The organism is Bacillus pacificus, assembly GCF_020861345.1.
Classification (GTDB): domain Bacteria; phylum Bacillota; class Bacilli; order Bacillales; family Bacillaceae_G; genus Bacillus_A; species Bacillus_A pacificus.
This window is the reverse complement of record NZ_CP086328.1, coordinates 214343-238163: the sequence shown is the minus strand read 5'-3', so window position 1 is coordinate 238163 and position 23821 is coordinate 214343. Positions and strand designations below refer to the sequence as shown.

General features: G+C 36.5%; 23 protein-coding genes and 1 pseudogene. 5 read left to right on the top strand and 19 right to left on the bottom strand.

The window, feature by feature from the left end; all coding sequences use genetic code 11:
• Window positions 1-123 precede the first annotated feature (123 nt).
• Window positions 124-1542, top strand: coding sequence for an HTH domain-containing protein (locus LMD38_RS01085; RefSeq protein WP_033678204.1), 1419 nt, complete (start codon window positions 124-126; stop codon window positions 1540-1542).
• Between the two features lie 20 nt (window positions 1543-1562).
• Here LMD38_RS01085 and LMD38_RS01080 read toward each other — a convergent pair whose 3' ends face one another.
• The 7 genes from LMD38_RS01080 to LMD38_RS01050 form a co-directional block, all read right to left on the bottom strand.
• Complete coding sequence (locus LMD38_RS01080; RefSeq protein WP_016718911.1) at window positions 1563-2183, bottom strand: hypothetical protein; 621 nt, start codon at window positions 2181-2183, stop codon at window positions 1563-1565.
• Window positions 2180-2941 (bottom strand): MerR family transcriptional regulator, encoded by a 762-nt coding sequence (locus LMD38_RS01075; protein ID WP_061184253.1) that lies wholly within the window; start codon window positions 2939-2941, stop codon window positions 2180-2182. The genes LMD38_RS01080 and LMD38_RS01075 overlap by 4 nt, the downstream gene beginning before the upstream one ends.
• 100 nt (window positions 2942-3041) lie before the next feature.
• A complete protein-coding gene (locus LMD38_RS01070) occupies window positions 3042-3269 on the bottom strand; it encodes a hypothetical protein (protein ID WP_000524119.1) in 228 nt (75 codons plus the stop codon).
• Between the two features lie 16 nt (window positions 3270-3285).
• Window positions 3286-3678 (bottom strand): hypothetical protein, encoded by a 393-nt coding sequence (locus LMD38_RS01065; protein WP_016718913.1) that lies wholly within the window; start codon window positions 3676-3678, stop codon window positions 3286-3288.
• Window positions 3675-3896, bottom strand: a complete 222-nt coding sequence (locus LMD38_RS01060) for a hypothetical protein (RefSeq protein WP_001150192.1) — start codon at window positions 3894-3896, stop codon at window positions 3675-3677. Before LMD38_RS01060 ends, LMD38_RS01065 begins: the two co-directional genes overlap by 4 nt.
• A 12-nt stretch (window positions 3897-3908) precedes the next feature.
• Complete coding sequence (locus LMD38_RS01055) at window positions 3909-4106, bottom strand: helix-turn-helix transcriptional regulator (protein WP_000538359.1); 198 nt, start codon at window positions 4104-4106, stop codon at window positions 3909-3911.
• A 334-nt stretch (window positions 4107-4440) separates the two neighbouring features.
• Complete coding sequence (locus tag LMD38_RS01050; protein ID WP_227585655.1) at window positions 4441-5463, bottom strand: YeiH family protein; 1023 nt, start codon at window positions 5461-5463, stop codon at window positions 4441-4443.
• 151 nt (window positions 5464-5614) lie between these two features.
• Here LMD38_RS01050 and LMD38_RS01045 point away from each other — a divergent pair, with 151 nt between their 5' ends.
• From LMD38_RS01045 to abc-f, 4 genes are all read left to right on the top strand, one after another.
• Window positions 5615-6508: a LysR family transcriptional regulator gene (locus tag LMD38_RS01045; RefSeq protein WP_227585654.1), complete on the top strand. Its 894-nt coding sequence runs from the start codon at window positions 5615-5617 to the stop codon at window positions 6506-6508.
• Between the two features lie 51 nt (window positions 6509-6559).
• Window positions 6560-6928, top strand: a complete 369-nt coding sequence (locus tag LMD38_RS01040; protein WP_001219200.1) for a MerR family transcriptional regulator — start codon at window positions 6560-6562, stop codon at window positions 6926-6928.
• A 4-nt stretch (window positions 6929-6932) separates the two neighbouring features.
• Window positions 6933-7478, top strand: a complete 546-nt coding sequence (locus LMD38_RS01035; protein ID WP_000497604.1) for a flavodoxin family protein — start codon at window positions 6933-6935, stop codon at window positions 7476-7478.
• A 264-nt stretch (window positions 7479-7742) separates the two neighbouring features.
• Window positions 7743-9377, top strand: coding sequence for a ribosomal protection-like ABC-F family protein (gene abc-f / locus LMD38_RS01030; protein WP_227585653.1), 1635 nt, complete (start codon window positions 7743-7745; stop codon window positions 9375-9377).
• Between the two features lie 100 nt (window positions 9378-9477).
• On the opposite strand, the gene LMD38_RS01025 is transcribed toward abc-f, so the two are convergent.
• The 12 genes and pseudogenes from LMD38_RS01025 to LMD38_RS00970 all read right to left on the bottom strand — a co-directional run bounded on the left by LMD38_RS01025 (window position 9478) and on the right by LMD38_RS00970 (window position 23793).
• Complete coding sequence (locus tag LMD38_RS01025; RefSeq protein ID WP_000637523.1) at window positions 9478-9789, bottom strand: heavy metal-binding domain-containing protein; 312 nt, start codon at window positions 9787-9789, stop codon at window positions 9478-9480.
• 65 nt (window positions 9790-9854) lie between these two features.
• Window positions 9855-11571 (bottom strand): annotated as a pseudogene (locus LMD38_RS01020) (ABC transporter ATP-binding protein).
• Between the two features lie 308 nt (window positions 11572-11879).
• Window positions 11880-13082 carry a PDZ domain-containing protein gene (locus tag LMD38_RS01015; protein ID WP_227585652.1) on the bottom strand — a complete coding sequence of 401 codons (1203 nt, stop codon included), beginning with the start codon at window positions 13080-13082 and terminating at the stop codon, window positions 11880-11882.
• A 240-nt stretch (window positions 13083-13322) separates the two neighbouring features.
• Entirely contained in the window at window positions 13323-14759 is a 1437-nt protein-coding gene (locus tag LMD38_RS01010) for a S41 family peptidase (RefSeq protein WP_073530390.1), read from the bottom strand.
• A gap of 118 nt (window positions 14760-14877) precedes the next feature.
• The gene (gene ftsX, locus LMD38_RS01005; protein ID WP_000645019.1) at window positions 14878-15771 is read right to left on the bottom strand and encodes a permease-like cell division protein FtsX; all 894 of its coding nucleotides are present in this window, start codon (window positions 15769-15771) and stop codon (window positions 14878-14880) included.
• The gene (gene ftsE, locus LMD38_RS01000) at window positions 15761-16405 is read right to left on the bottom strand and encodes a cell division ATP-binding protein FtsE (protein ID WP_002163466.1); all 645 of its coding nucleotides are present in this window, start codon (window positions 16403-16405) and stop codon (window positions 15761-15763) included. Before ftsE ends, ftsX begins: the two co-directional genes overlap by 11 nt.
• 331 nt (window positions 16406-16736) lie before the next feature.
• Window positions 16737-17060, bottom strand: coding sequence for a cytochrome c551 (cccB, locus tag LMD38_RS00995; RefSeq protein WP_000727968.1), 324 nt, complete (start codon window positions 17058-17060; stop codon window positions 16737-16739).
• Window positions 17061-17503: 443 nt separating this feature from the next.
• Window positions 17504-18602, bottom strand: a protein-coding gene (gene prfB / locus LMD38_RS00990) for a peptide chain release factor 2 (RefSeq protein WP_096001716.1) whose coding sequence is annotated in 2 segments (ribosomal slippage) — window positions 17504-18529 and window positions 18531-18602 — 1098 coding nt in all. Because the reading frame shifts where the segments join, the coding sequence is not laid out codon by codon here.
• 144 nt (window positions 18603-18746) lie between these two features.
• Complete coding sequence (secA, locus tag LMD38_RS00985) at window positions 18747-21254, bottom strand: preprotein translocase subunit SecA (RefSeq protein ID WP_048553050.1); 2508 nt, start codon at window positions 21252-21254, stop codon at window positions 18747-18749.
• Between the two features lie 563 nt (window positions 21255-21817).
• Window positions 21818-22345: a hypothetical protein gene (locus LMD38_RS00980; RefSeq protein WP_061184263.1), complete on the bottom strand. Its 528-nt coding sequence runs from the start codon at window positions 22343-22345 to the stop codon at window positions 21818-21820.
• A gap of 41 nt (window positions 22346-22386) precedes the next feature.
• Window positions 22387-23025, bottom strand: a complete 639-nt coding sequence (locus LMD38_RS00975; protein ID WP_061184247.1) for an ATP-binding cassette domain-containing protein — start codon at window positions 23023-23025, stop codon at window positions 22387-22389.
• Between the two features lie 3 nt (window positions 23026-23028).
• Window positions 23029-23793: a hypothetical protein gene (locus LMD38_RS00970; protein ID WP_227585657.1), complete on the bottom strand. Its 765-nt coding sequence runs from the start codon at window positions 23791-23793 to the stop codon at window positions 23029-23031.
• Window positions 23794-23821 lie beyond the last annotated feature (28 nt).

Sequence of the window (23821 nt, the reverse complement as noted above, 5' to 3'; positions counted from 1 at the left end):
ATATGACGCAAATTCATAATATTCGGAATAGTATTGCCTCAGTTAAAATTATTTACAATAGTATCCATATTAATCTAAAATTTAGTTGATTTACCAATATATATATATATATAAGGTGTAGCGATGACAATGAAGCAACAGCAAATTCAACAATTATTAAGTTTTTTATTAGCCCAACACGATTGGACTACTGTTCAAAAAATATCCGAAGAATTACAATGCAGTAAAAGAAGCGTTTCAAATTACTTAACCCTTTTAAAAAATACATATGGAGAAAACATCATTTTATCTTCAAGGGGAAAGGGAATTAAAATTAATCAACTCAACTTAAAAGAAGGAAAACAAAGTATACAAAACAAACAAGAGTTATATTTTTTTCAAATTTTACAGCTTATACTTAACTATCCAAATGGATTAACAGTAGCAAAGATTGCTACTACACTAAATGTCAGTCAAAGTTATTGCCAAACTTTATTACAAGCTCTTCGTCTTCAGTTCACTAAGCACGATGTTACTTTAACAAAACAGCCTATCCGTCTAGAAGGTGACGAGCTACATATTAGAAAATTAATTTGTCACTATGCCCATTTAACTACACAGTATAGTAATGGATTACAACTCTTATTTCACGAACAAGACATTTCAATAACCAAATATACAATACAACAAATAGAAAGAAATACTGGTACACTTTCTGATATTGGTTATAAACGTATTCATTGTTTATTACTTACATGTATTATTCGTTATCGTCATAAGCAATTTATCAAAAACTTGGAGCCCGATCTCTCCTTTATATTAAAAAATCCATATAGTGATTCTATTTCTAGTCTTATTGAACAAATAGAAAATTTAACAGGTAATAAACTTTTATTTCCTGAAATCCTTTATTTAAATTGTTGTGTAATAAGCGGTCTACATTTCGAACATCAATTTCCACTATATACAAAGAAATTCGATATGCTTATTCCCACGATTTTAGAGGAACTTACTCAAAATCTAATTTTTACGTGCCCGCAAGAAACTATCATTGCAGATTTAAAATGGCTAATTTTTAGATTTTACGTTTTTCAAAAGTTAAATATCCATATCTATCATCCGCAATTACAAAATTTAAAGTCTAAAATTTATTATTATTATGATATAACTCGTAAAATTGTACACAATTTTACTACTAGTAAGCAGGAACCAGTTTCTGAACATATATTAAATTATCTTGCCACCTATCTATTTAGTGTGTCAGAACCTAAAAAGAAGGCCTTACCAAAAAAGTTATTACTTCTATGTACAACAGGTAGTGGGTTAGATTTATATACGAAAAAGAAATTAACTTCTTTATCACCTCATTATTCAGTTACAAGTATTCATACACTAAGAGAAGTGACTTCTTTATTAACAGAAGAAAAGGAGCACTTCGATTGCATTATCTCTATCGGGATATGTCCAAGCATTATTGATTGTGACATTCCTATCATTTCATTCCCAATTGATATCGATGAGCAGGACTTTACAATTATTCCAAAGACTTTAGAAAATGCATGAAAACAAGAAGCTACTTTCCCCTAAGAAAGTAGCTTCTTTTTCCCTTTCTCCTTCTTCGGAAAAAGAACATATGAAAATGAAATAGCTGCATCCACTAAAAGTATAATCGCCCAAACTTGGCTAACCCGACTCGCTGCTTTATTTAAAACAATTCCCGTTTCTAACCAATTACGCCATTGTTCAACCGGAGCAAGACCGTACAGAAAGAAAAAGAAAATATGCACAACAACAAACAAACTAAGGTGCAATACCCAATTTTTTATTTCCTGCTTCGCATAAGCCATACCTGTTAATTCTACCTGTTCTTCTATAATAGGCGCCGGCTCATTTCGCCATTTGGCAACTAGCTTTTGCGCAAATATATCAAGCTTCTTCAAATCCTTTTTCCCGTAAAAGACTGCATACAATAAAATAATCACCGTAATGATTTGAAAGTTAGAGAACTTTCCTGTTTGATAGTAATCCACTACTCCTAAAGTTAAAATAAACACTTCATTTATGAGTAGTACAATCCCCATAATAAAACTCGCCTTTTTCAAACGGAATCCGTAACGGAGTAAAAAGAAACCGATAGCTGATAACCAAAATACAATCTCTGCCCCAATTAAAAAATACCAACGATATTCTGCAAGTATACTCATTTATCCTTCTCCTTTTCATCATATATACGAAAAGCTTCATCCATATATAATAAAAGTTCTTCTTCGATTGGATACATGCTCATTTTCTGGGAATCTTCTTTCGATTTTCTAACTTCCCATAACTTATCTAAAAACGCTTCGTCACCATTAGCCATTTCTAAACACTTCTGCATTAATCTCTTCGTTGCCCCTTGTACCTCATCACTCGCTACTTCTTTATCATCTTTCATAAAAGTGCGAAATTGCTTTAATAAATCTACCCACTCTAAAACATTCGGATCTTCTTCACTCATATTCGGCAAATTCTGAAGCAATTTTTGTTCTTCCTTTGAAAACACTTCATTTTGAAATATTTCACGTATACGAGAAGACTGTTTCGAAAGCTGAATTAATTCAAACATAACTTTCCAATCGAGCTCTCCCTCTACATCTACCGAATAAACAACCGCTTGTAAAACACGCTCCATTCGATTAAATTTCTTTTGTTCTTCCTGTACAAATCGAAGTTGTTTTTCAAGAGAATTCTTTAAATCCAACTCACCTTTTACTAACATATTCGCAGTTTCTTTTAACGAAAATCCCATTTCCTTTAAAAATAAAATTTGTTGCAAACGAATAACGTCCGCTTCACTATATAACCGATGTCCACCCTCTGTTTTACCACTCGGCTTTAATAAATCTATTTGATCATAATAACGTAATGTGCGTACTGTTACCCCTGTTTCTTTCGTCAATTGTTGAATTGAAATCACTATCATCACCTCTTCTCCTTCATTATAAAAGATGACGTTACGTAACTTTCAAGTGTTTTGTAAAAAAAATACAAAAGGCTGTTTATACGCTTCGTATAAACAGCCTTTACGGAAATAACCCCTTTTGCACAGCACGACCACAAAATAAAATAAGTGCTCCGACAACAACGCTCGTTGCTGTTTTATGATAATGAGCTGAAACTAATAAATAATACGATAAACCTACAGTACCAAGCATAATACAAATACTCGGCACTGGATTATGAGAGAAGTTCTGCATTCCCCAAAACAAAGCAAAAATAGCTGTAGCGACACATAATACCGGTAATCCCATCCCAGTTCCCCTTTTTCTATCTATTCCTTGTTGCTAACACGCTCGTCGATGCCATACTTATTAATAGACCAAAAATAGCAATATATAATAACTCATTTACATGTACTACTGGCCTGTCTAAATACTTATTTACACAAAGATACATAATGAATAAGAAAACGAAGCTTGTCATACTAATCGCAAAATATGACTTCATCTTGTTCACAACTCGCTCATCAATCGACGGTATTCCCTCTTCTTTCAAACGCTTCTGTTCTCTATATTCCGCAATGCCATATAAAATGACTAGTGCTACATTCGATATGAAAATAGTTCTCCACGAAATACTTAAAATCATTAGACTCACATTTAAAATAAAACCCGCTAAAAACAAACTTCCTATAAATCGTATAACCTCTTGCTTACTCATACACGATCAGCCTCTTTACTATTTCTATATCTCCATTTCGGCCAATAGTTCACAAAGAAATAAACAAACTGCCCTAGTACAAATAACACAAACGGCATACCAGCACTTCCGTAAACAATTAAATTGTACAAACTCCATATGGCTAAACTAATCGCTAAAAACAACCCTAAATATTTAAACGCTTTATCTGACTGAAATCTCTCAAACTCATCCTGCATTTTTCTCTCCCCTTACTCCAGCGTAAATATTTCTTCCACCTTCACTCCAAAATATTTGGCGATTTTTAAGGATAACTCTAGACTCGGGTTGTAATGATGGTTTTCAATCGCCACGATTGTCTGCCGTGTCACCTGCATCGCCTTTGCCATTTCAACTTGCGTTATATGATGTTGCTTTCTTAATTCTTTAATTTTATTTTTTACACCCATAGGCTCCACCTTCGAAAGTAAAGATATCTTTACTTTAATTATAAATATTTTCCAACTACAAGTAAAGATATCTTTACAAATTTTAGAAAAACGTCTCATTAAACATCTACTCTAACAAAGTACAAAAGTAATTCAATTTATATCAGCGATTTTTCAAATATATCAGCGCAACTGAAATTATATCGGCGATTTCCCAAATATATCAGCGCAACTCCATTTATATCAGCGATTTTTCGAATATATCGACTTACCGACAAATACCGACATTCGTAGCAAGGTAAACATAAGAAAAAGCTGCCCCCAAATATACCTTCGGGAACAGCTCTCTCCTTTACTACATAAATCCTAACGCATATACAAGAACATATCCAAGCACCGATAAGCAAACCGAGCCAATTAGCCCTGCCACGAATGCTTTGCTTCCTAACTTACGGAACGTTTTAAACTCTACATTTAAACCAAGCCCCGCCATCGCCATTGCGATAAGCATATAAGCGATGACTACAATATATCCCGCAACAACTTCTGGAATAATCCCGAGCGAATGCACTGCACTCATTGCTAAAAATCCGAAGATGAACCATGGAATTGGAAGGTCGCGCCATGATCTTTTTTCCTCGCTACCTTCACTCTTACCAAACCATAATCCAATTAAAACCGCTACTGGTACCAGCATTGCAACGCGCGTTAACTTCACGATAACTGCGATGTCTACAGCCACGCTTCCTCCTGGCGCCGCAGCTGCGATGACATGAGCAATTTCATGCAGCGTCGCCCCTGAGAATACACCATAACCATACGGCGATAGGCCAAGCACTGGATATAACAACGTATAAATAAGCGTAAATATCGTACCTAAAATTGCAATGATTGCAGCCCCAACTGCCGTTTCATCATCTTTTGCTTTCACTTGCGGCGCAATTGCCACGACCGCTGCCGCGCCGCAAATTGCTGTCCCGCATGCTGTTAAAATCCCAAGTTTCTTTTCTACCTTAAATACTTTCGTTAGTCCATATACAATGAAAATCGTAAATGTAATAACAACCGCAGCGATAACCAATACTTTCGGTCCCGCCTTCGCAATATCAACAAGATTTAATCGCATTCCAAGTAAGATAATTCCAAAGCGCAGCAACTTCTTACTCGCAAAATTCGTCCCTGCAATCGCATCATGAGGAACTCCAATTGCCGCACGCCAAACCATCCCAAGTAGAATAGCAATTACTAATTGTCCCATAATATTTAAAAATGGAAGCTCCGCTAAATATTTCGCCACAATTGCGATTAATAATGTAATCCCAATCCCTTGCGAAAATCCAAAACGCTTCTTCTTTTGTATAACAAGTGTTTGTTCCACTTTGAACCACTCCAATAATCGTATTGGAACATGCATGTTCTTTCTACTTACATTATAAGAGGGTTTCTATAATAAGTTTAATACCAATACCAAATCTCTATCATCAGAAATACTTATGATAAGATGATAGAAAAAGAAAGGAGCAGATGATATGAACGTAGACATTTTAAAAATTTTTGTTACGGTTGTTGAACAGAAACACTTCTCTCGTGCAGCGGAATTATTAAACCTTTCACAGCCTGGCGTAAGTACGCACATTCGCAACTTAGAAAGCGAATTTGGAACTACACTTATTCAGCGATCCCCGAAGCACGTTCAAGTGACCGAGGCCGGAAACATATTATATATACACGCAAAGCAAATGCTCTCTCTTTACGAAGATGCCAAACAAGAAATTAACGAACTACATAACGTTGTAACAGGAACGCTTCGCATCGGTGCTAGTTTTACAATTGGCGAATACTTACTTCCAAAAATACTCGCTAACTATGCGAATGAAAATCCGCACGTCGAAGTCCATACTTTTATCTCAAATACAGAAGACGTCTTGCAAAGTCTCCGATCTAATCAAATTGATATCGGCTTAGTGGAAGGGCAAGTCGTATACGCTGACGTTGACGTTGAAACATTTATGCAAGATGAAATGAAACTCGTCGTCCCGCCAAATCATCCACTGCTCCGCACAAATGAAATAAATGAAAGGACACTCCAAGATCAAGTGTGGGTATTAAGAGAAAGTGGTTCCGGAACACGTGCTTATAGCGATCGCTTTATTCATCAACACCATTTAAAAATGAAACGATTCTTTACCTTTAGTAGTATCCAAAGCGTAAAGGAAGCTGTCGCTGCCGGGCTTGGCATCGCTATACTTTCTGATTGGACTGTACGGAAAGAGCTACTGGCAAAAGAACTATTCCACGTCGAAATTCCAAATGAACAACTCATCCGTCCATTCTCCATCGTGCGCGGCAAATATTTTATTCCGTCTAAAGCTATTCAAGTGTTTTTAAATCATGTAGATTACTTTGCGAAAAAACAGAGTTGACCTTCACATTAGTGTGAAGGTTTACAATACATGTAAAAGGAGTGAAACGCATTGCGAATTGGGGAGTTATCAAAAGAAACTGGCGTTAGCGAAAGGTCACTAAGACATTACGAAGAAAAGGGATTACTCCCTTCGAAGCGCCTCGCAAATGGCTATCGTGATTTTGACGAAAGTGCCATCGAAAAAGTGGAGCTTATTCAAATGTACTTACAAATTGGCTTAAATTTAGAAGAGACGGCAAGGATGCTGCGCTGCCTTGAAATTGAACCGCACTTATACGACAATCCGTGCAGCAGCATCCTTACGCTTTATGAAGATAAACTTAATGAAGTAACAAAGCAAATTTCATTGCTTTCCAATATTCAAACGAATTTGCAAAAACACGTTTCACTCCTAAAAAAAGCAAAAGAAAAGGAATGATTACATGTTTGTTATACACGGCAGTTCAAGACAAAATGGAAATACGGAAGCTTTAACACATATGATGATTGATGGAATTGAAACAGAACAAATTTATTTACGTGATCACACAGTCTATCCTATTACAGATCAGCGTCATGATGCAGGAGGATTCCAACCTGTAGATGATGACTACGAGCAGTTAACGAAGCGCATGTTAGAGCACGACACAATTATCTTTGCTACACCATTATATTGGTACGGGATGAGTGGTCATATGAAAAACTTCATCGATCGCTGGTCACAAAGCTTGCGTGATACATCCCTTCATTTCAAAGAAAAAATGAAAGGCAAAAAAATGTACGTTGTTATCGTTGGCGGCGATAATCCGAAACTAAAAGCATTACCGCTTATCTCCCAGTTCCAATACATCTTTGATTTTGTTGGTTCATCATTTGAAGGTTATATTATTGGGGATGCGAATGGATTAAATGAAATTCAAAATGATGCTGAGGCGCTAGCGAAAGCACAAATTTATAATAACGAATTCAAAAATCACAAGCTGAAATAAGTTTGACAAACTCATTTGTATGCGCATACAATAAAAGTAATATTATGAAAGGAAGGTACTTTGACCAATGAAGTTCTAATTCTCTTATTTATTTCATCCATCACAAATAGTGAACAAAAATGATGAAAACTAGCAGAGGATTAGTCTGTCCATTTGTCGATACTTTCTTTCGAAACGATCATGTGAAAAATCGTTTATTTATGTACGATTTTTACATGCAAGGACGACGTTTATCCTCTCTAGTGAAACTAGGGAGGTTTTTTTATGACTATTTTATTCGCACGTAATATTGAAAAAAGCTTTGGTGATCGTACACTATTTACGTTACCATCACTGGAAATTCAATCACAGGATCGCATAGGAATTGTCGGAGTCAACGGTGCTGGTAAATCTACGTTATTACAAATATTAAGTAAAGAAATAGAAGCTGACAAAGGCATAGTAACTCATCATAGTTCTATCAGCACCATTCCTCAGCTTAGCGAAGAACTACCAGAAACCGCTTCTTCTCTCGCAAAAGGAAAATGGTGCATTTCAAACGTTACAGATTCAATGAGCGGCGGTGAACGAATGCGTCTAAAGATTGCCCACGCTCTTGAACAGAATGCAGGCATTTTATTCGCTGATGAACCAACAAGCCACTTAGATATGGCCGGTACAGAACAATTAGAAAAGGCACTTTTATCTTATAAAGGGGCACTTGTTTTAATATCACATGATCGTGACTTTTTAGATGCAATATGTACAAAAATCATCGAAATCGAAGACGGCACTATTCAAGAGTATAAAGGTAATTATTCAAACTATCGCAAGCAAAAAGAACGTGAGCGAATACAAAAACAAGCAGAATATGAGCAATATGTACAAGAAAAAAATCGTTTAGAGCAGTCCATTTTACAAAAAAAGCAACGTGCTTCTAGCATGACAAAAATCCCAACACGGTTCAGTTCATCTGAATCTAAACTGTATAAATTAAGTGGGGCTCATGGCCAAGAACAGGTTAGTAAAGCAGCGAAAGCATTAGAAACACGTCTTGAAAAACTAGAAAAGAAGGAAAAGCCAAAGGATCTTTCTCAAGCTCAGTTTGACGTGCAATACCATACACCCATTCATAGTAAAGTGGCATTACAGTTTAATAAAGCAACAAAGAAAATAGATGACCGCACACTATTCAAAAATATGAACGGAACGATTGTCCCTGGTGCAAAGCTTGCTATTTTAGGGGCAAACGGAAGTGGAAAAACGACCCTGTTCAACATGCTTCTTGCAAACGAGCGTGGCATTCAGCTTTCGAAAAGTTGTAAGATTGGGTACTTTGAACAAACACTATCCATTTTAAAAACGGATAAAACCATTTTAGAAAATGTGCTAGAAGAAACAAACTATACAGAGTCGTTCGTTCGCACAATACTTGCACGGCTTCTATTCCGCCGTGAAGATGTTCATAAACCTGTGCACGTTCTAAGCGGGGGCGAGCGAATGAAGGTTGCACTCGCAAAAGTATTTTTAGGAAACTATAATATGCTTCTGCTTGATGAACCGACAAACTATTTAGACTTAGCAACACAAGAAGAATTAGAAAGCATGTTACAAGAATATCCTGGCACTATACTTTTTATTAGCCATGACCGTGCCTTTATTCGCTCTGTGGCAGACCATATTCTACAAGTAGACGAGAGTGAACCTAGAGTATTCCACGGTAATTACGAGCAATACACCAAGAGAACAACCGAGGATTCTGTAAACGTTACCGAACAAGAATTGTTACGATTACAAACAAAATTAACAGAAATCATTGGCCGAATTTCCATACCAAATCATCACGATGACATCAAATCTCTCGAACAAGAATACGAAACATTATTAGTTGAAATCCGGAAATGTAAAGAAGCACTCTAATGTCTTCCCTATATATCGACGGGACCTTCCGCATTTCCCAAGAAATATTGAAACTTCGACATAGCATACAAAAAGCCGTGCACCAGCACGGCTTTTTACTTTATATACGAACAGCAGTCCCGCTCACCGCAACCATTAACATCCCTTCGCGAACTACTTCGTAATCCACGTCGATACCAACAATTGCATTCGCATTTTTTTGTCTTGCGAAAGTTTTCATTTCTTCCATTGCGATGTCGCGTGCTTCTTTTAATTTACTTTCATAAGCGCCAGCACGACCACCGACAACGTCACGGACAGAGGCGAAGAGGTCACGAACGATATTCGCACCCATAATCGCTTCTCCATTGACGATATCGATATACTCAATAATTTCTTTCCCTTGAATTGTAGACGTTGTTGTTACAATCATACTTTATTACCCCCCATATGAGATTTTTACGTACTTATGGTGCACTAATTCCGTACAAATTATATTTACGAACTAAACTGCGCTTCGTATAACCTACTGTATCCCCCGCCTTGCTCAATTAATTCATCATGTGAACCTTGTTCTGCAATCCCATCTTTATTTACAACGACGATGCGATCTGCATTTTTAATCGTTGCAAGTCTGTGAGCGATAACTAACGTTGTACGACCGACAGATAGTTCAGCAAGTGATTTTTGAATCGCAAGTTCCGTCTCTGTGTCTAATGCGGAAGTCGCTTCATCTAATATTAAAATTGGCGGGTTTTTCAAGAACATACGAGCAATTGCTAGACGTTGTTTCTGTCCGCCTGAAAGTTTCACACCGCGCTCACCAATAACGGTATCTAAACCGTCTCGTTGTGAGTAAATTAAGTCTTCTAATTGCGCACGTTTTACTGCCTGCCAAATTTCAGCTTCTGACGCCTTTAAATTTCCGTAAGCAATATTTTCACGAATCGTTCCAGAGAATAAGAACACGTCTTGCTGCACAATTCCAATTTGCTTACGAAGTGAAGATAAGGTCATGTCTTTCGTATCAATACCATCAATTTGAATGGATCCAGATGATTGCTCATAAAAACGTGGTAATAAGCTACATAACGTCGTTTTTCCAGCTCCAGATGGTCCAACGAACGCAACTGTTTCACCTGCATGTATTTTCAAACTAATATCATTTAAAATCGGCTCTTTATTTTCATATCCGAACGTAATGTTGTTATATTGAATATCACCGTGTACATGTCTCACTTCCATCGCATCTTTAGAGTCTACAATATCTGGCTCTGTTTCAAGAAGCTCTACATACCTTTTAAAACCGGCGATCCCTTTCGGATAACTTTCGATTACCGCATTAATTTTTTCAATTGGGCGGAAGAAAATATTCGTTAATAGAACGAATCCGATAAATCCACCGTACGTTAATTCACCTTGCAGAACAAACCATGTACCGCATATTAAGACGAAGAGCGTTACGAGACGCATGAGCATATAACTAATCGATGAATTTAGCGCCATAATTTTATACGCCATTAATTTCGTTGTACGGAAACGAGCGTTGTTCACAGCAAATTGCTCTTTCTCAAACTTTTCATTTCCGAATGCTTGTACAACGCGAATACCACCAACGTTATTCTCAATACATGCATTGAAATCAGCAACGTCTGAGAATAAACGTCTAAACGTACCTGTCATTTTTTTGTTGAAGTAAAGTGCTAACCATAATAGGAATGGAATGACGAAGAACGTTAATAGCGCTAACTTCCAGTTGATCATCATCATAAATGAGAATGCCCCAACTAAAGTCATTACAGCGATAAATAAATCTTCTGGCCCATGGTGAGCAATTTCCCCAATTTCCATTAAATCGTTTGTAAGACGCGAAATTAAATGACCTGTTTTATTATTGTCAAAAAATCTGAATGATAGCTTTTGAATATGATCCAAATAATTTTTGCCTCATATCTGTTTCAATGTTAACTCCAAGCATATGTCCCCAGTATGTAACGACATATTGTAAGCCTGCATTTAACATATACACTGCAAGTAAACCGAAACAAGCCCATAAAATAAGCGTCCAGTTTTGCCCTGGCAATAACTTATCAATAAATTGATTTACGATAAGCGGGAAGCCAAGTTCTAGTAATCCTGCGACGACCGCACAAGAAAAGTCGAGTATAAATAAACCTTTATACGGTTTATAATAAGAAAAAAATTTACGTAGCATATCTTCCCTCCATTTTCCAAAATCAAAAAGACTCCCTAAATGATAACCATTATCAAATAATTATTCAAGTGATTCGACTATGAAACTAAAATAAGGTTTGCGATAGTTGTCGTTTTTTGCCGGAAAGTCGATATATTTGGATAATCGCTGATATAATTTCAGTTGCGCTGATATATTTCAATAATCGCCGATATATCTCAAGTTGCGCTGATATATTCCGATAATCGCCGATATAAATTTCATGTACTATAACTACCGCCCATCTTACACAAAAAAGGCATCACCACAAGGTGATACCTTTTCTTCTATTACATCGCTTCCGAATCCCATTCATGCTCCTGCTGAACAAACACAATACCCAATTCGTGATGTCCACCAGCGTATAATGCCGTTTGAGCAAGACGTAACTCTCCGTTTGTATCTAATACTTCTAACTTACAAAATGCTCCTGTCGTCTTCGTTTGAAGCGCATCATAAAATTCCTCAGCACTTCTTGGAATGACTCCATTTACTTTCGTAATCATTTCTCCAGGCAGTAAATTCAGCTCTGCTCCAATTGTATTTGGAATTGTATCTAGTACAACGAGTCCATCATTACGTGCAGCGAAGTATGCTGGTCTTGTTTCATCCGCAATTTTCTCTTGCATGGAAATTGTAAAACGTCCAAGCATTGCAACGCCCATTGCAATAATGGCAAGTACGTGCCACCAATAACTTGCGATTCCTAAAACAAGCACAAGTCCTGCTAATCCGTACACACGTCTTCCTGTAAATAATAAAGCTTCCGTCGGCTCATAACTTCTAATCCTTCTCATAAATCCAATTAAAAATGGAACGAGGAATAGAGAATATGTATGTGAACCGATTGACACGACAGGCCACCATGAAATAAACTGCGTTACTGCTTCACCTGGTACAAGAATAAAAATAGGAACGATCCATAAACGCTTTGATTCGTGTAAACCAATCTTTAGTCCACGCTTCCCCTTCCTAATCTTCGGCGTCGAATATCCTACTGCATTTTTAGAAATCAACAAGCCCTCTACAACGAGCATGATGCCTAGCAAAATAGCAAGGGATACGATTGTATTCTCTTCACCTTCTCCAAGCTGTAAGAAAGAAACTGGTAGCTTAGAAGATAATAGAACACATACAATCGCGATACTAAGCGTATAAGCTGCTGATAAATATCGATACATAGCAGTTAATCCAAATAATAACGTCCAAAGTAAAATGGCCCATAAGCTCGCCTTAGAAACAACAAGTCCGAGCCCAATCGTAATGATAGATACGATTAATCCGTATTTAACTCCCGCCAATAAAGATGTTCGCAGTTCAAACCAAATATCATAAACTTTAAAAGAAAAATCTTTTCGTTCTCGTAACATACGTAAGTATCCAACGAAGATACTACTTATTAAAAATACATAGACAGCAGGGTGTAAGAAAAAACGTCCAACTGCCCGCATTATTTCAAAAATCCATGCCTCCACGAACCCATTCACCACCATTTATATCATTCTTTCTTTTTATATTATCATAACTGGACAAACGTTTGTTTAACACAAAAAAATACAGGCAGCAAACTGCCTGTATTTCTTTTTATCCCACTTTAATGGGCAGTAAGCCTCCCACCTCAAAATTCAGCGAAAACAAAGAATTTAGGTGGGGAGTCAACTGTCCATAAAAGTCCGATTGGTTCAACTAATAATCAGTGGGGGATGAAGCCCCCCACTGATTAAAGTTTCACTTTACTTCGCCATTAATTTTAATGCTGACTGTAATTGTAGATCATTTTCTCCAGAACGGATTTTTTCAATAATTTTCGTTTGAATCGCCTCAGCTGTCTTTTTATCGAGCTGTCCTGTCGCTTCCATCTTATTCGCATTTTGGAATGCTTTCAGTGCTGATTCTGTCTCTTTACTAAAGTATCCATCTTCACGTCCTGGTACATATCCTAAACTCTTAAGCATTTCTTGGGCATGTTTTACTTGTACATCATTTGAATTGTATGAAAGTGTTTTTTCAATTTGAATTGGTGTCGCATGATAATAATCTGGTTGTTTCACTTCTACAGTTGGCTTGATTCCTTTTTTATGAATCCAGTTTCCATCCGGTGTTAACCATTTGAACATCGTTAGTTTGATGTTGCTGCCATCTTTAAATGGAACAGCTTGCTGAACAGTACCTTTGCCAAACGTTTTTTCACCAATTAAATCATATCCTTCTCCCTCTTTTAGCGCACCCGCTAAAATCTCTGAAGCAGAAGCACTTCCGTTATCAATTAATACTGAAATCGGATATGGTTTTCTCTCTTTCAGTTCCGTAGAGAATTTCTTCTTCTCACCATTTCGTTGCTCTACTTGTAGCATCGGCTTTTTATCCGTCATAATTTCTCCTAGTATCTCTTCTACACTATTTAAGTAGCCACCAGGATTACCACGTACGTCAATAACTAAGCCTTTTATGTTTTTCTTCTCTAACTCTTTTAACTGATCCTTAAATTCTTTCGCTGTATTTTCAGCAAAAGAAGTGATTTGCATATAACCGATATCTTTTCCGCTCTCTTGTTTCACAGAGCTAAACACTGTGAAGATTGGAATTTTTTCACGCTTAATTTTAAATACAATCGGATCAGCCACTCCTGCACGCTTAATTTCAATCGCAACAGTCGTTCCTTTTTTACCACGAATCTTTAATACCGCTTCCTCACGTGATAAATCTTTCACACTATTTCCATCTACAGATAAAATTTGGTCATTCGGTTTAATTCCAATCTTTTCTGCTGGTGAGCCTTTAATTGGAGATACGATAATAAGCTTACCATCCGTTTTGTTCACCTCAGCCCCAATCCCTTCTAACTCGGGATCAAGCGATTCACTAAACTGTTTAGCCGTTTCTTTATCCATATACGTGGAATAAGGGTCCTTCAGCGTAGACAACATGCCTTGTATTGCACCTTCGACTAATTTTTCATCTTTCACGTCTTCCACATAACGTGAATCAATTAGTGCATACGCCTCATTAATTTTTGCCAAATTCCCTTGCGCAGTGCTAGCGTTTCCATTCGAAATTGTTTGCGTTACTTCTGCTGGGTTAACCCCAAATAAAGACATACCTGCAAACATTCCGCCAGCACCAATTAAAAATGCAACAACCATTCCAATAATTGCAACTCTACGTTTCAATGCGGAATTCCCCTTTCCAAAACACACAGGTGGTGTAGCAAAAGGCATCACACAGTGTGTGATGCCTTTACCTATTTCTACTATATGATAAGCTTGTACGAATTATGTTTGCAACTTTTTATACTTTTAAGAAGCGACGAATTGACATTACACTTCCCCACATACCGATTAAAGCCCCGATTAACACTAGTAAACCAGCTAATTGGAATACGAATGGGCTGTATGGTAGAAGTTCGAAAATTGTTCCGCCAAGTTTTTCGTTAAACACACCTTGCAACGAATTATACGTAACTAGAATTAAGCCAATTGGAATAATTGATCCTAATACTCCTAGGAATAATCCCTCTAATAAGAACGGCCAACGAATAAACCAGTTTGTTGCACCTACAAGTTTCATAATTTCGATTTCTGTACTACGAGCATAAATTGTAATTTTAATTGTATTAGAGATTAAGAACATCGCTGTGAATAAAAGACCAGCAATTAACACAATCCCGATGTTACGACCAGTTTTTACAGTATCAAATAATCGTTCAACTTGCCCTTTTCCGTACTGAACATTACTTACAAACTGCATTTTTTCAATCTTTTTCGCAATTGTTGCTGTATCTGTTGGTTCTTTTGCTTTTACAACGAATACGTTTTTAAGTGGGTTATCTTGTTCAAATAACTCAAATGTCTTTCCGCTATCGCCTAAGCTTTTAATTAAACGTTTTAACTCTTCTTCTTTAGAAGAATATTTAATAGAGTCTACTTTTGCAATCTTACTCATATCATCTTCTAATTTCTTTTGATCAGCTTCTTTTGCTGCTGGATCAATGTGTACACGAATTTCTACATCTTGCTCTACTTTCGTCGCAAAATGGTTCATATTCATAATCGCTGTTAAAAAGACACCTACAAGTAATAATGTAACTGTTACTGCACTAACAGAAGCAAACGTCATCCATCCGTTACGTGATAGATTCTTTACACCTTCTCGCAAATGTCGACTAAGGGTCTTAGCCTTCATATCCGTATCCTCCCTCCATCTCATCTCGAACAATTTTTCCGCCTTCAATCGCGATTACACGATGACGGATTGTATTTACGATATCTGCGTTATGTGTCGCCATAACGATCGTTGTACCACGCTCATTAATGCGTGTGAAAATCTTCATAATATCAAGAGCTGTTTCAATATCTAAGTTACCTGTTGGCTCATCGGCAATTACAACCTTTGGTCTATTAACAATTGCTCTCGCAATCGCAACACGTTGCTGCTCCCCGCCTGAAAGTTCGCTTGGAAGTGCGTCTGCACGATCTTCAAGACCTACAAGACCTAACACTTCTGTTACACGCTCACGAATTGCATCTGGCTCTTCTTCAATTACTTCTAAGGCAAACGCAACATTCTCATATACCGTTAATTTAGGTAGTAATTTAAAGTCTTGGAAAATCACGCCTAATTGACGACGGAAATATGGAACGTCTCTTTCTGCTAATGACTCGATAGTAAGACCATTTACATTAATTGATCCTGTAGATGGCTTCTCTTCACGATACATCATTTTAATAAATGTAGATTTTCCGGCTCCACTCGGTCCAACTACGTATACAAACTCGCCTTGTTTAATGTTAACTGTGAGACCAGCAATGGCTTTCATACCATTCGGGTACTCCTTATAAACATTCGTCATTTTTATCATTATTTATCACCCAATACTTAATGATTTTTTTTGAAATACTTTTCTGTACATTTGAAAATAAAAGCTAAACCTTTATTCTCTTTTAACCGACTCTTGTTGAAGGTAGTCTACTTATACTCTTTTTCTAAGCAATACTACTCTATGTAATATATTTCAGCAAAATTCTACAAACCTCATTGTAACATCAAACGGTTTCCAGTTTGGATACATTTTTGTTACAGTTATGTTACATTCCAAAAAAAGGGAAACGAGTTGATTATATGAATCAACTCGTCCATTTTACCCCTTTTTATTTATGTTCAGCTAACCATTCAGCTACTTTTTTCGCATCTTCACCTTGAATAAGTCCTGGTGACATTGAACCGCGACCTTTTTTAATAATTTCTTCAATATCTGCCGCGTCGTACTTACCGCCTACTTTTCTTAAATCAGGTCCAGTTGCCCCTGATAAATCTGTTGCGTGACACCCAGCACAACTTCTTTGGAAAATTTGTTCTGCACTGTCTGTACTTGCAGACTGGTTCGAAGGTTTACTCTCTTCTTTATTTCCACACGCTCCTAAAGCAAAAACGACTGATGTTCCTAGCGCAATAGCCAACAATTTCTTTTTCACTTCTATCGCTCCCCATTGTTGATATTCTTTTCATTCCTAACACACTCATTTTCATTATAAGCATTATCTTTATATAGAAAAACTAAGGTATATTTCATATTCTTCAAAAATACAGCGGGAACCCTAATGATATAAAGCTTTTATAAGTTGTTTCAATTCTGTGAACAACTTATAAACTTCTATAAAGGATCCTTTTTGAACGGGAATTTAGAAAAAACCTGTAGAAAGCCTTACTCAATTGCCAATCTGTTTTACTATTTTCTACTTTTTACAAAACAATATACAACATTGTATGCTACATATAATTCCATCAAAAAGAGAAGTTGTCGTTTCCAACTTCTCTTCCTCTGTACTTCATCCATATAAATAAAATAGCACTCTTTATATCCTCTATATCCTCAGCGTGTGCCAACAATTTTGTTGGCTTTTTTTCACTTAGCTTATTAGATGCGAGAACGTAAGTAAGCATCAATAAACGGATCAATTTCTCCATCCATAACTGCTTGTACATTACCGACCTCTGTATTTGTACGGTGGTCTTTCACAAGAGAATATGGGTGGAATACGTAAGAACGGATTTGGCTACCCCATCCGATTTCTTTTTGCTCTCCGCGAATTTCATCTAACTCCGCTTGTTGCTCTTCTAATTTCTTTTGATATAATTTCGCTTTTAACATCTTCATCGCATGCTCACGGTTTTTAATTTGAGAACGCTCTGACTGACACGTTACAACCGTATTTGTCGGTGTATGCGTAATACGAACTGCTGAATCTGTCGTATTAACGTGCTGTCCACCCGCTCCACTTGCACGATACGTATCAATTTTCAAGTCTTCTGTACGCACTTCAATTTCAACTTCATCATTGAACTCAGGTACAACTTCACAAGATACGAACGATGTATGACGACGGCCTGAAGAATCGAATGGAGAAATACGTACAAGACGATGTACACCTTTCTCTGCCTTTAAGTAACCGTAAGCGTTATGACCTTTAATTAATAAAGTAACACTCTTAATACCAGCTTCATCACCTGGTAAGTAGTCAACCGTTTCTACTTTAAATCCACGTTTTTCAGCCCAACGTGTGTACATACGTAGTAACATAGAGCCCCAGTCTTGTGACTCTGTTCCACCAGCACCTGGGTGTAATTCTAAAATGGCGTTATTTTTATCATAAGGATCGCTAAGTAGTAACTGCAGCTCATACTCATTCATTTCTTGGATTAAGCCTTTTACTTCTGATTCAAGTTCCTCATGTAAATCTTCATCATACTCTTCTTTTAAAAGCTCATGCGTAATTTCTAGGTTTTCGAACGTCTCATCTAGTTGACGGAACTTTCCAACCATATCTTTCAGTGCATTTGCTTCGTTAATTACAGCTTGTGCGCCTTGTTGGTCATCCCAAAATCCTGCGCCCATCATTTTCTCTTCTAATTCTGCAATTTGTTTCTCCTTAGTAGGGAGGTCAAAGAGACCCCCTAAAAGCCGCTAATCTCTTAGCCATTTTCTCTAATTCCTGTCTAATTTCTACTAATTCCATTTCCTTCACCTCTATGTAATTGCTGTTACTTTCGCATGAAAACAAGGGAAACTCTCTCCACTTATGACGGAGAGAGTTTAATCCTTCTTAATTATACATTTTTGATGTAAAAGTTTGCAAAGCAGCCTGGGCTACCGCCCTATATTACTTCCCAATGCCACAGCAGTTTTTATATTTTTTACCGCTACCACATTTACATAAATCGTTGCGGCCCACTTGGTCACCTTTTACAACTGGTTTTTTCTTCGCCTCTTCGCCATCGCTAGATGGGTGAACAGCTTCACCTTGAACAACTTCTTGACGCTCTAAGTTTTGTTCAATTTCAGCTTTCATAATGTAACGAGAAATTTCCTCTTCAATAGAAGCAATCATTGATTCGAACATTGCGAATCCTTCCATTTGATACTCACGAAGTGGATCAATTTGGCCGTAAGCACGTAAATGAATACCTTCACGAAGGTGATCCATCGCATCGATATGCTCTGTCCATTTCGTATCTACAACACGGAATACAACAACTTTTTCGAACTCACGCATTTGCTCTTCTGGCATAAGCTTTTCTTTGTCATTGTAACGCTCTATTAATTTCGCGATAATTGGCTCGCTCATTTCCTCTGGAGCAAGGCGACGTAATTCTTCTTCTTTCACATCTCCTTCTTGCAGAAGGTTTGTATTTAAGTAGTCAACAAGACCTTTAATGTTCCAATCTTCTTCAATTTCCTCTTGTGTATGAAGTGCAACCGCACGCTCTACTGTAGATTTCATCATACCTTCAATAATACCGCGTAAGTTCTCAGACTCCATTACCTCTTGACGCTGTTTGTAAATAACTTCACGTTGCTGACGAAGTACATCATCGTATTGTAGTAACTGCTTACGTGCATCATAGTTATTTCCTTCTACACGTTTTTGCGCAGATTCTACTGCACGAGAAACCATTTTACTTTCGATTGGCTGAGAATCATCCATACCAAGGCGATCCATCATCGCTTTCATATTATCAGAACCGAAGCGACGCATTAGTTCATCTTCCATTGATAAATAGAACTGCGTAACACCTGGGTCCCCTTGACGACCAGCACGACCACGTAACTGGTTATCAATACGACGACTTTCGTGACGCTCTGTACCGATAACGGCTAAACCAACGTTTTTCACATCGTCTCCAAGCTTAATATCTGTACCACGACCCGCCATGTTCGTCGCAATCGTTACAGCACCTTTAATACCTGCTTCTGCAATGATATCCGCTTCACGCGCATGGTTTTTCGCATTTAAGATGTTATGACGTACACCTTTACGCGTTAACATTTTTGAAATAAGTTCTGACGTTTCAATCGCCACTGTACCGACAAGAACTGGTTGTCCTTGCTTATGACGATTTACAATATCCTCAACAACAGCATTAAATTTACCTTCCATTGATTTGAAGATTAAATCTGCACGGTCATCACGAATAATCGGTTTGTTTGTTGGAATTACGATAACGTTCATATTGTAAATGTTACGGAATTCCTCTTCCTCTGTTTTCGCTGTACCAGTCATACCAGATAACTTTTCGTACATACGGAAGTAGTTCTGGAATGTAATTGTCGCAAGCGTCATACTTTCATTTTGAATTTCTACGCCTTCTTTTGCCTCGATAGCTTGGTGTAACCCTTCGCTATAACGACGACCTTTCATAAGACGACCAGTAAATTGGTCTACAATTACGATTTCGCCTTCTTGTACAACATAATCTGTATCACGATGCATAACAACGTGCGCACGAAGTGCCTGATTAATATGGTGAAGAAGCGCTACATGTTTTAAATCAAATAAGTTTTCAATATGGAAAGCTTTCTCCGCTTTCGTAATACCATCTTCTGTTAACATTACATTTTTCGTCTTCACATCAAATGAATAATCTTTTTCATTTTCTAACGTACGAACGAATGCATTTGCAAACATGTACAGCTCTGTTGATTTTTGAGCTTGTCCAGAAATAATAAGTGGCGTACGCGCTTCATCGACTAAGATAGAATCGACTTCATCGATAATAGCAAAGTGCAGTGGGCGTTGAACGCACTGCTCTTTATATAAAACCATGTTGTCACGTAAGTAATCGAATCCAAGCTCATTATTTGTGCTATACGTAATATCAGCAGCATAAGCCTCTTGTTTCTCTTCGCGTGACATACTGTTTAAATTAATTCCTACTGTTAATCCTAGGAATTCATGAAGTTGTCCCATTTCGCTCGCATCACGTTGTGCTAAGTATTCATTGACTGTAACAACGTGAACACCTTTTCCTGTTAAAGCATTTAAATATACAGGTAATGTAGATGTTAACGTTTTACCTTCACCCGTTTTCATCTCAGAGATATTCCCTTCATGTAAGGCAATACCACCCATTAACTGTACACCATACGGACGCATTCCAAGAACACGAGTCGCAGCTTCACGAACAACCGCAAAAGCTTCAGGTAGTAGATCATCTACTGTTTCACCTTTTGTTAGACGTTCTTTAAATTCAAGCGTCTTCCCTTTTAATTGTTCATCAGTTAATGGCTTAATAGATGGCTCTAGTGCATCAATTTGCTCAACTGTCTTCTGCATACGTTTAATTTGGCGTTGATTTACATCAAACACCTTTTTTAAGATACCGATCATAGGAAATACGCTCCTCTTTTTATTAAAATAAAACTTCCGATTGTTTTTTCTTTTTCTCTATTACAATCAGTCGTTATAAAAATCAAATGTATGTTATGCCAATTTTTCTCCTAATTAAAAAAACTAAAATGTATATACCTAATGATAATTGTAACACTTGTCTTATAACTATGACAACAATCGGCCGAATGTCAGGCCTTATATTCAAAAAAAGTTTTTATCCCGCGTTAACGGACCGTAAAACTCCCACCTCAAAATTCAGTTGGAGCCAAGAAGTTAGGTGGGAGATCAACTGTCCGTAAACGTCCGATTGGTGAGGGCTAATTAAAGTTTCATTTGTTACGTTTCTTTTCTCTATCTCATCATTTCAAATTCACATTACAAATTTCGTATTAAATCTAAATCGATAATTACAAAAAGCCGAAAATTTCACCGGTACAGTATCCATAGATACTTACACCTGCGCAAAACCTCCGACTTGAAAAGATAATATTATTTTGCAAGAGCTACTCAATCATGGCATCCCAAAAGCACGCTTAAAATATATCTGTATCAATCATGTATTAATTTATTGGTATTTCTAATTCATGATATTTCCCTTTCTTATCTTTCACAAAAGAAATGAATTTCACTTTAGTTGATTCATTTGAAAAGTTTTTATAATTTTTATAAGGGTCATCTCCTATAAAATAATTTGTCCCTATATATCCTCGCACTGTTTTACCAGCAGGTATTACAGGATCAAACTGATATTTTTTAGGTAATTCTATTGAATAAGGGATTACATTATAAAACTCGCCTATTTTAGAATAAAACATTGTATTAGAAGTAGACTGATTACTAAGCAAATTAATATCCCGATTCGTTGTATTTGTAATATCTAAAGGTAACACATATGTCACTACTTCACGGTCTTCATAAGGATCATACACTTTTGTAGGATCAAGAGGATCAAGTGCATGAAATGTAACTCCTTGACCATCTTCAAAAGTTCTATTAGATAAAAGCTCACCTTTTATGACTTTATAAGATTCATTATTTTGATTTAATGTTTTAAATCTAAAGAAACTAGCAAATGTACATAGCAACATACACAATCCAATGCTTATTAAGACATGTTTTCTTGTCACTCTTAATCTACCAACCTTCCATTATTAACATGTACAATGCGATCTACTATTTCATTATCTAGAACATGCACATCATGACTAGCTACAATGATAGTCGTTCCTTTAGATTTTTCTACTTTCAAAATATCCAAAACCTCTTTTATCCCATCACTATCTAAAGCATTCGTTGGCTCATCTAATAACAATAGTGTTGGTTGTTCCATTAAAGCTTGCGCTATCCCTAAACGTTGTTTCATACCTAAAGAGTATCTTTTATACTTTCTCTTATCTGTTTTATCAAGTCCAACCCTTTGAATAATATTATAAATTTCCTCATCAGAGATTTTATTGTTAATCGATGATAAAAATTTCAAATTCTGAAAACCAGTATACCCTGGAATAAAACTTGGATATTCAATCAATATCCCCATAGAATCCGGAAATTGCTTTTGTTTTCCAATCATTTCATTATCTACGTAAACAGCTCCAGAATTTAAACGCATTAATCCTGATATAGCACGTAAAATCATTGTTTTACCAGAACCATTATGCCCCTTCAAAACTAAAAACTCTCCTTTTTTTACTGACAAACTAATATTATCTAACACAATATTTCCCTTTAATCTTTTCGTCATATATTCACATTTAATATAATTGTCCATAAATTATTCACCTATCACATCTAGTTTTTTTAAACAAAAACTACCTAACAAAATCATTACAACAACAATTACTACTCCGATTAAAAGTAACTCATGCCATTGAATAGATTCATTATTACCTAAAGTCAATTGAATTGAGCTGTGATCAACAAAATACCAACGATTTGGCATAACAAAAGAGCCTAAAAAATAAATACTATGAAAGAAAATAGAGAAAAATAGGTATAACAACATTAGTACAAAAACAATAGTTATCGGTATATAAAATGTTAAAAACTCAAAAATCAAAGCTAATAAAAAGCTTATAATAATTTGAATTAGCATAGTACCTACTATCTTATAAGAAAATTGACTATATACATTTGAAAAAGAATGCCCGCCAAAAGTAAGCAAATAATAAACAGTAAACCAAATCAAATACATAACAATCCAAATACTAATTATGTAAAAAAACAAAGATAGTATTTTCGTTAACCAAAGAAAATGCTTCTTCTTAACACGAGGAAATAAATAAACACCATTCTGCTGAATATCTGAAAAAGCAAACTTCCCTACTAGCAACAAAGGAGTAATTTGAAAAAATATCCAATAAAACGGGATAGAAAATCGCCCCTCCTTATAAAAATAAGATAAATCCACAAAGTCTACTCCATGAAAAAATCGATAAAAGGTAACATCTACTAATACAGGTTCTTTACCATTACTCAGAGGCTGATTGTATAAAAAGGTAACTACAATCATAGCGTAAATTAAGAATAAAAAAGCCATTATCTTGATGGAATCTCTAAACCTTACA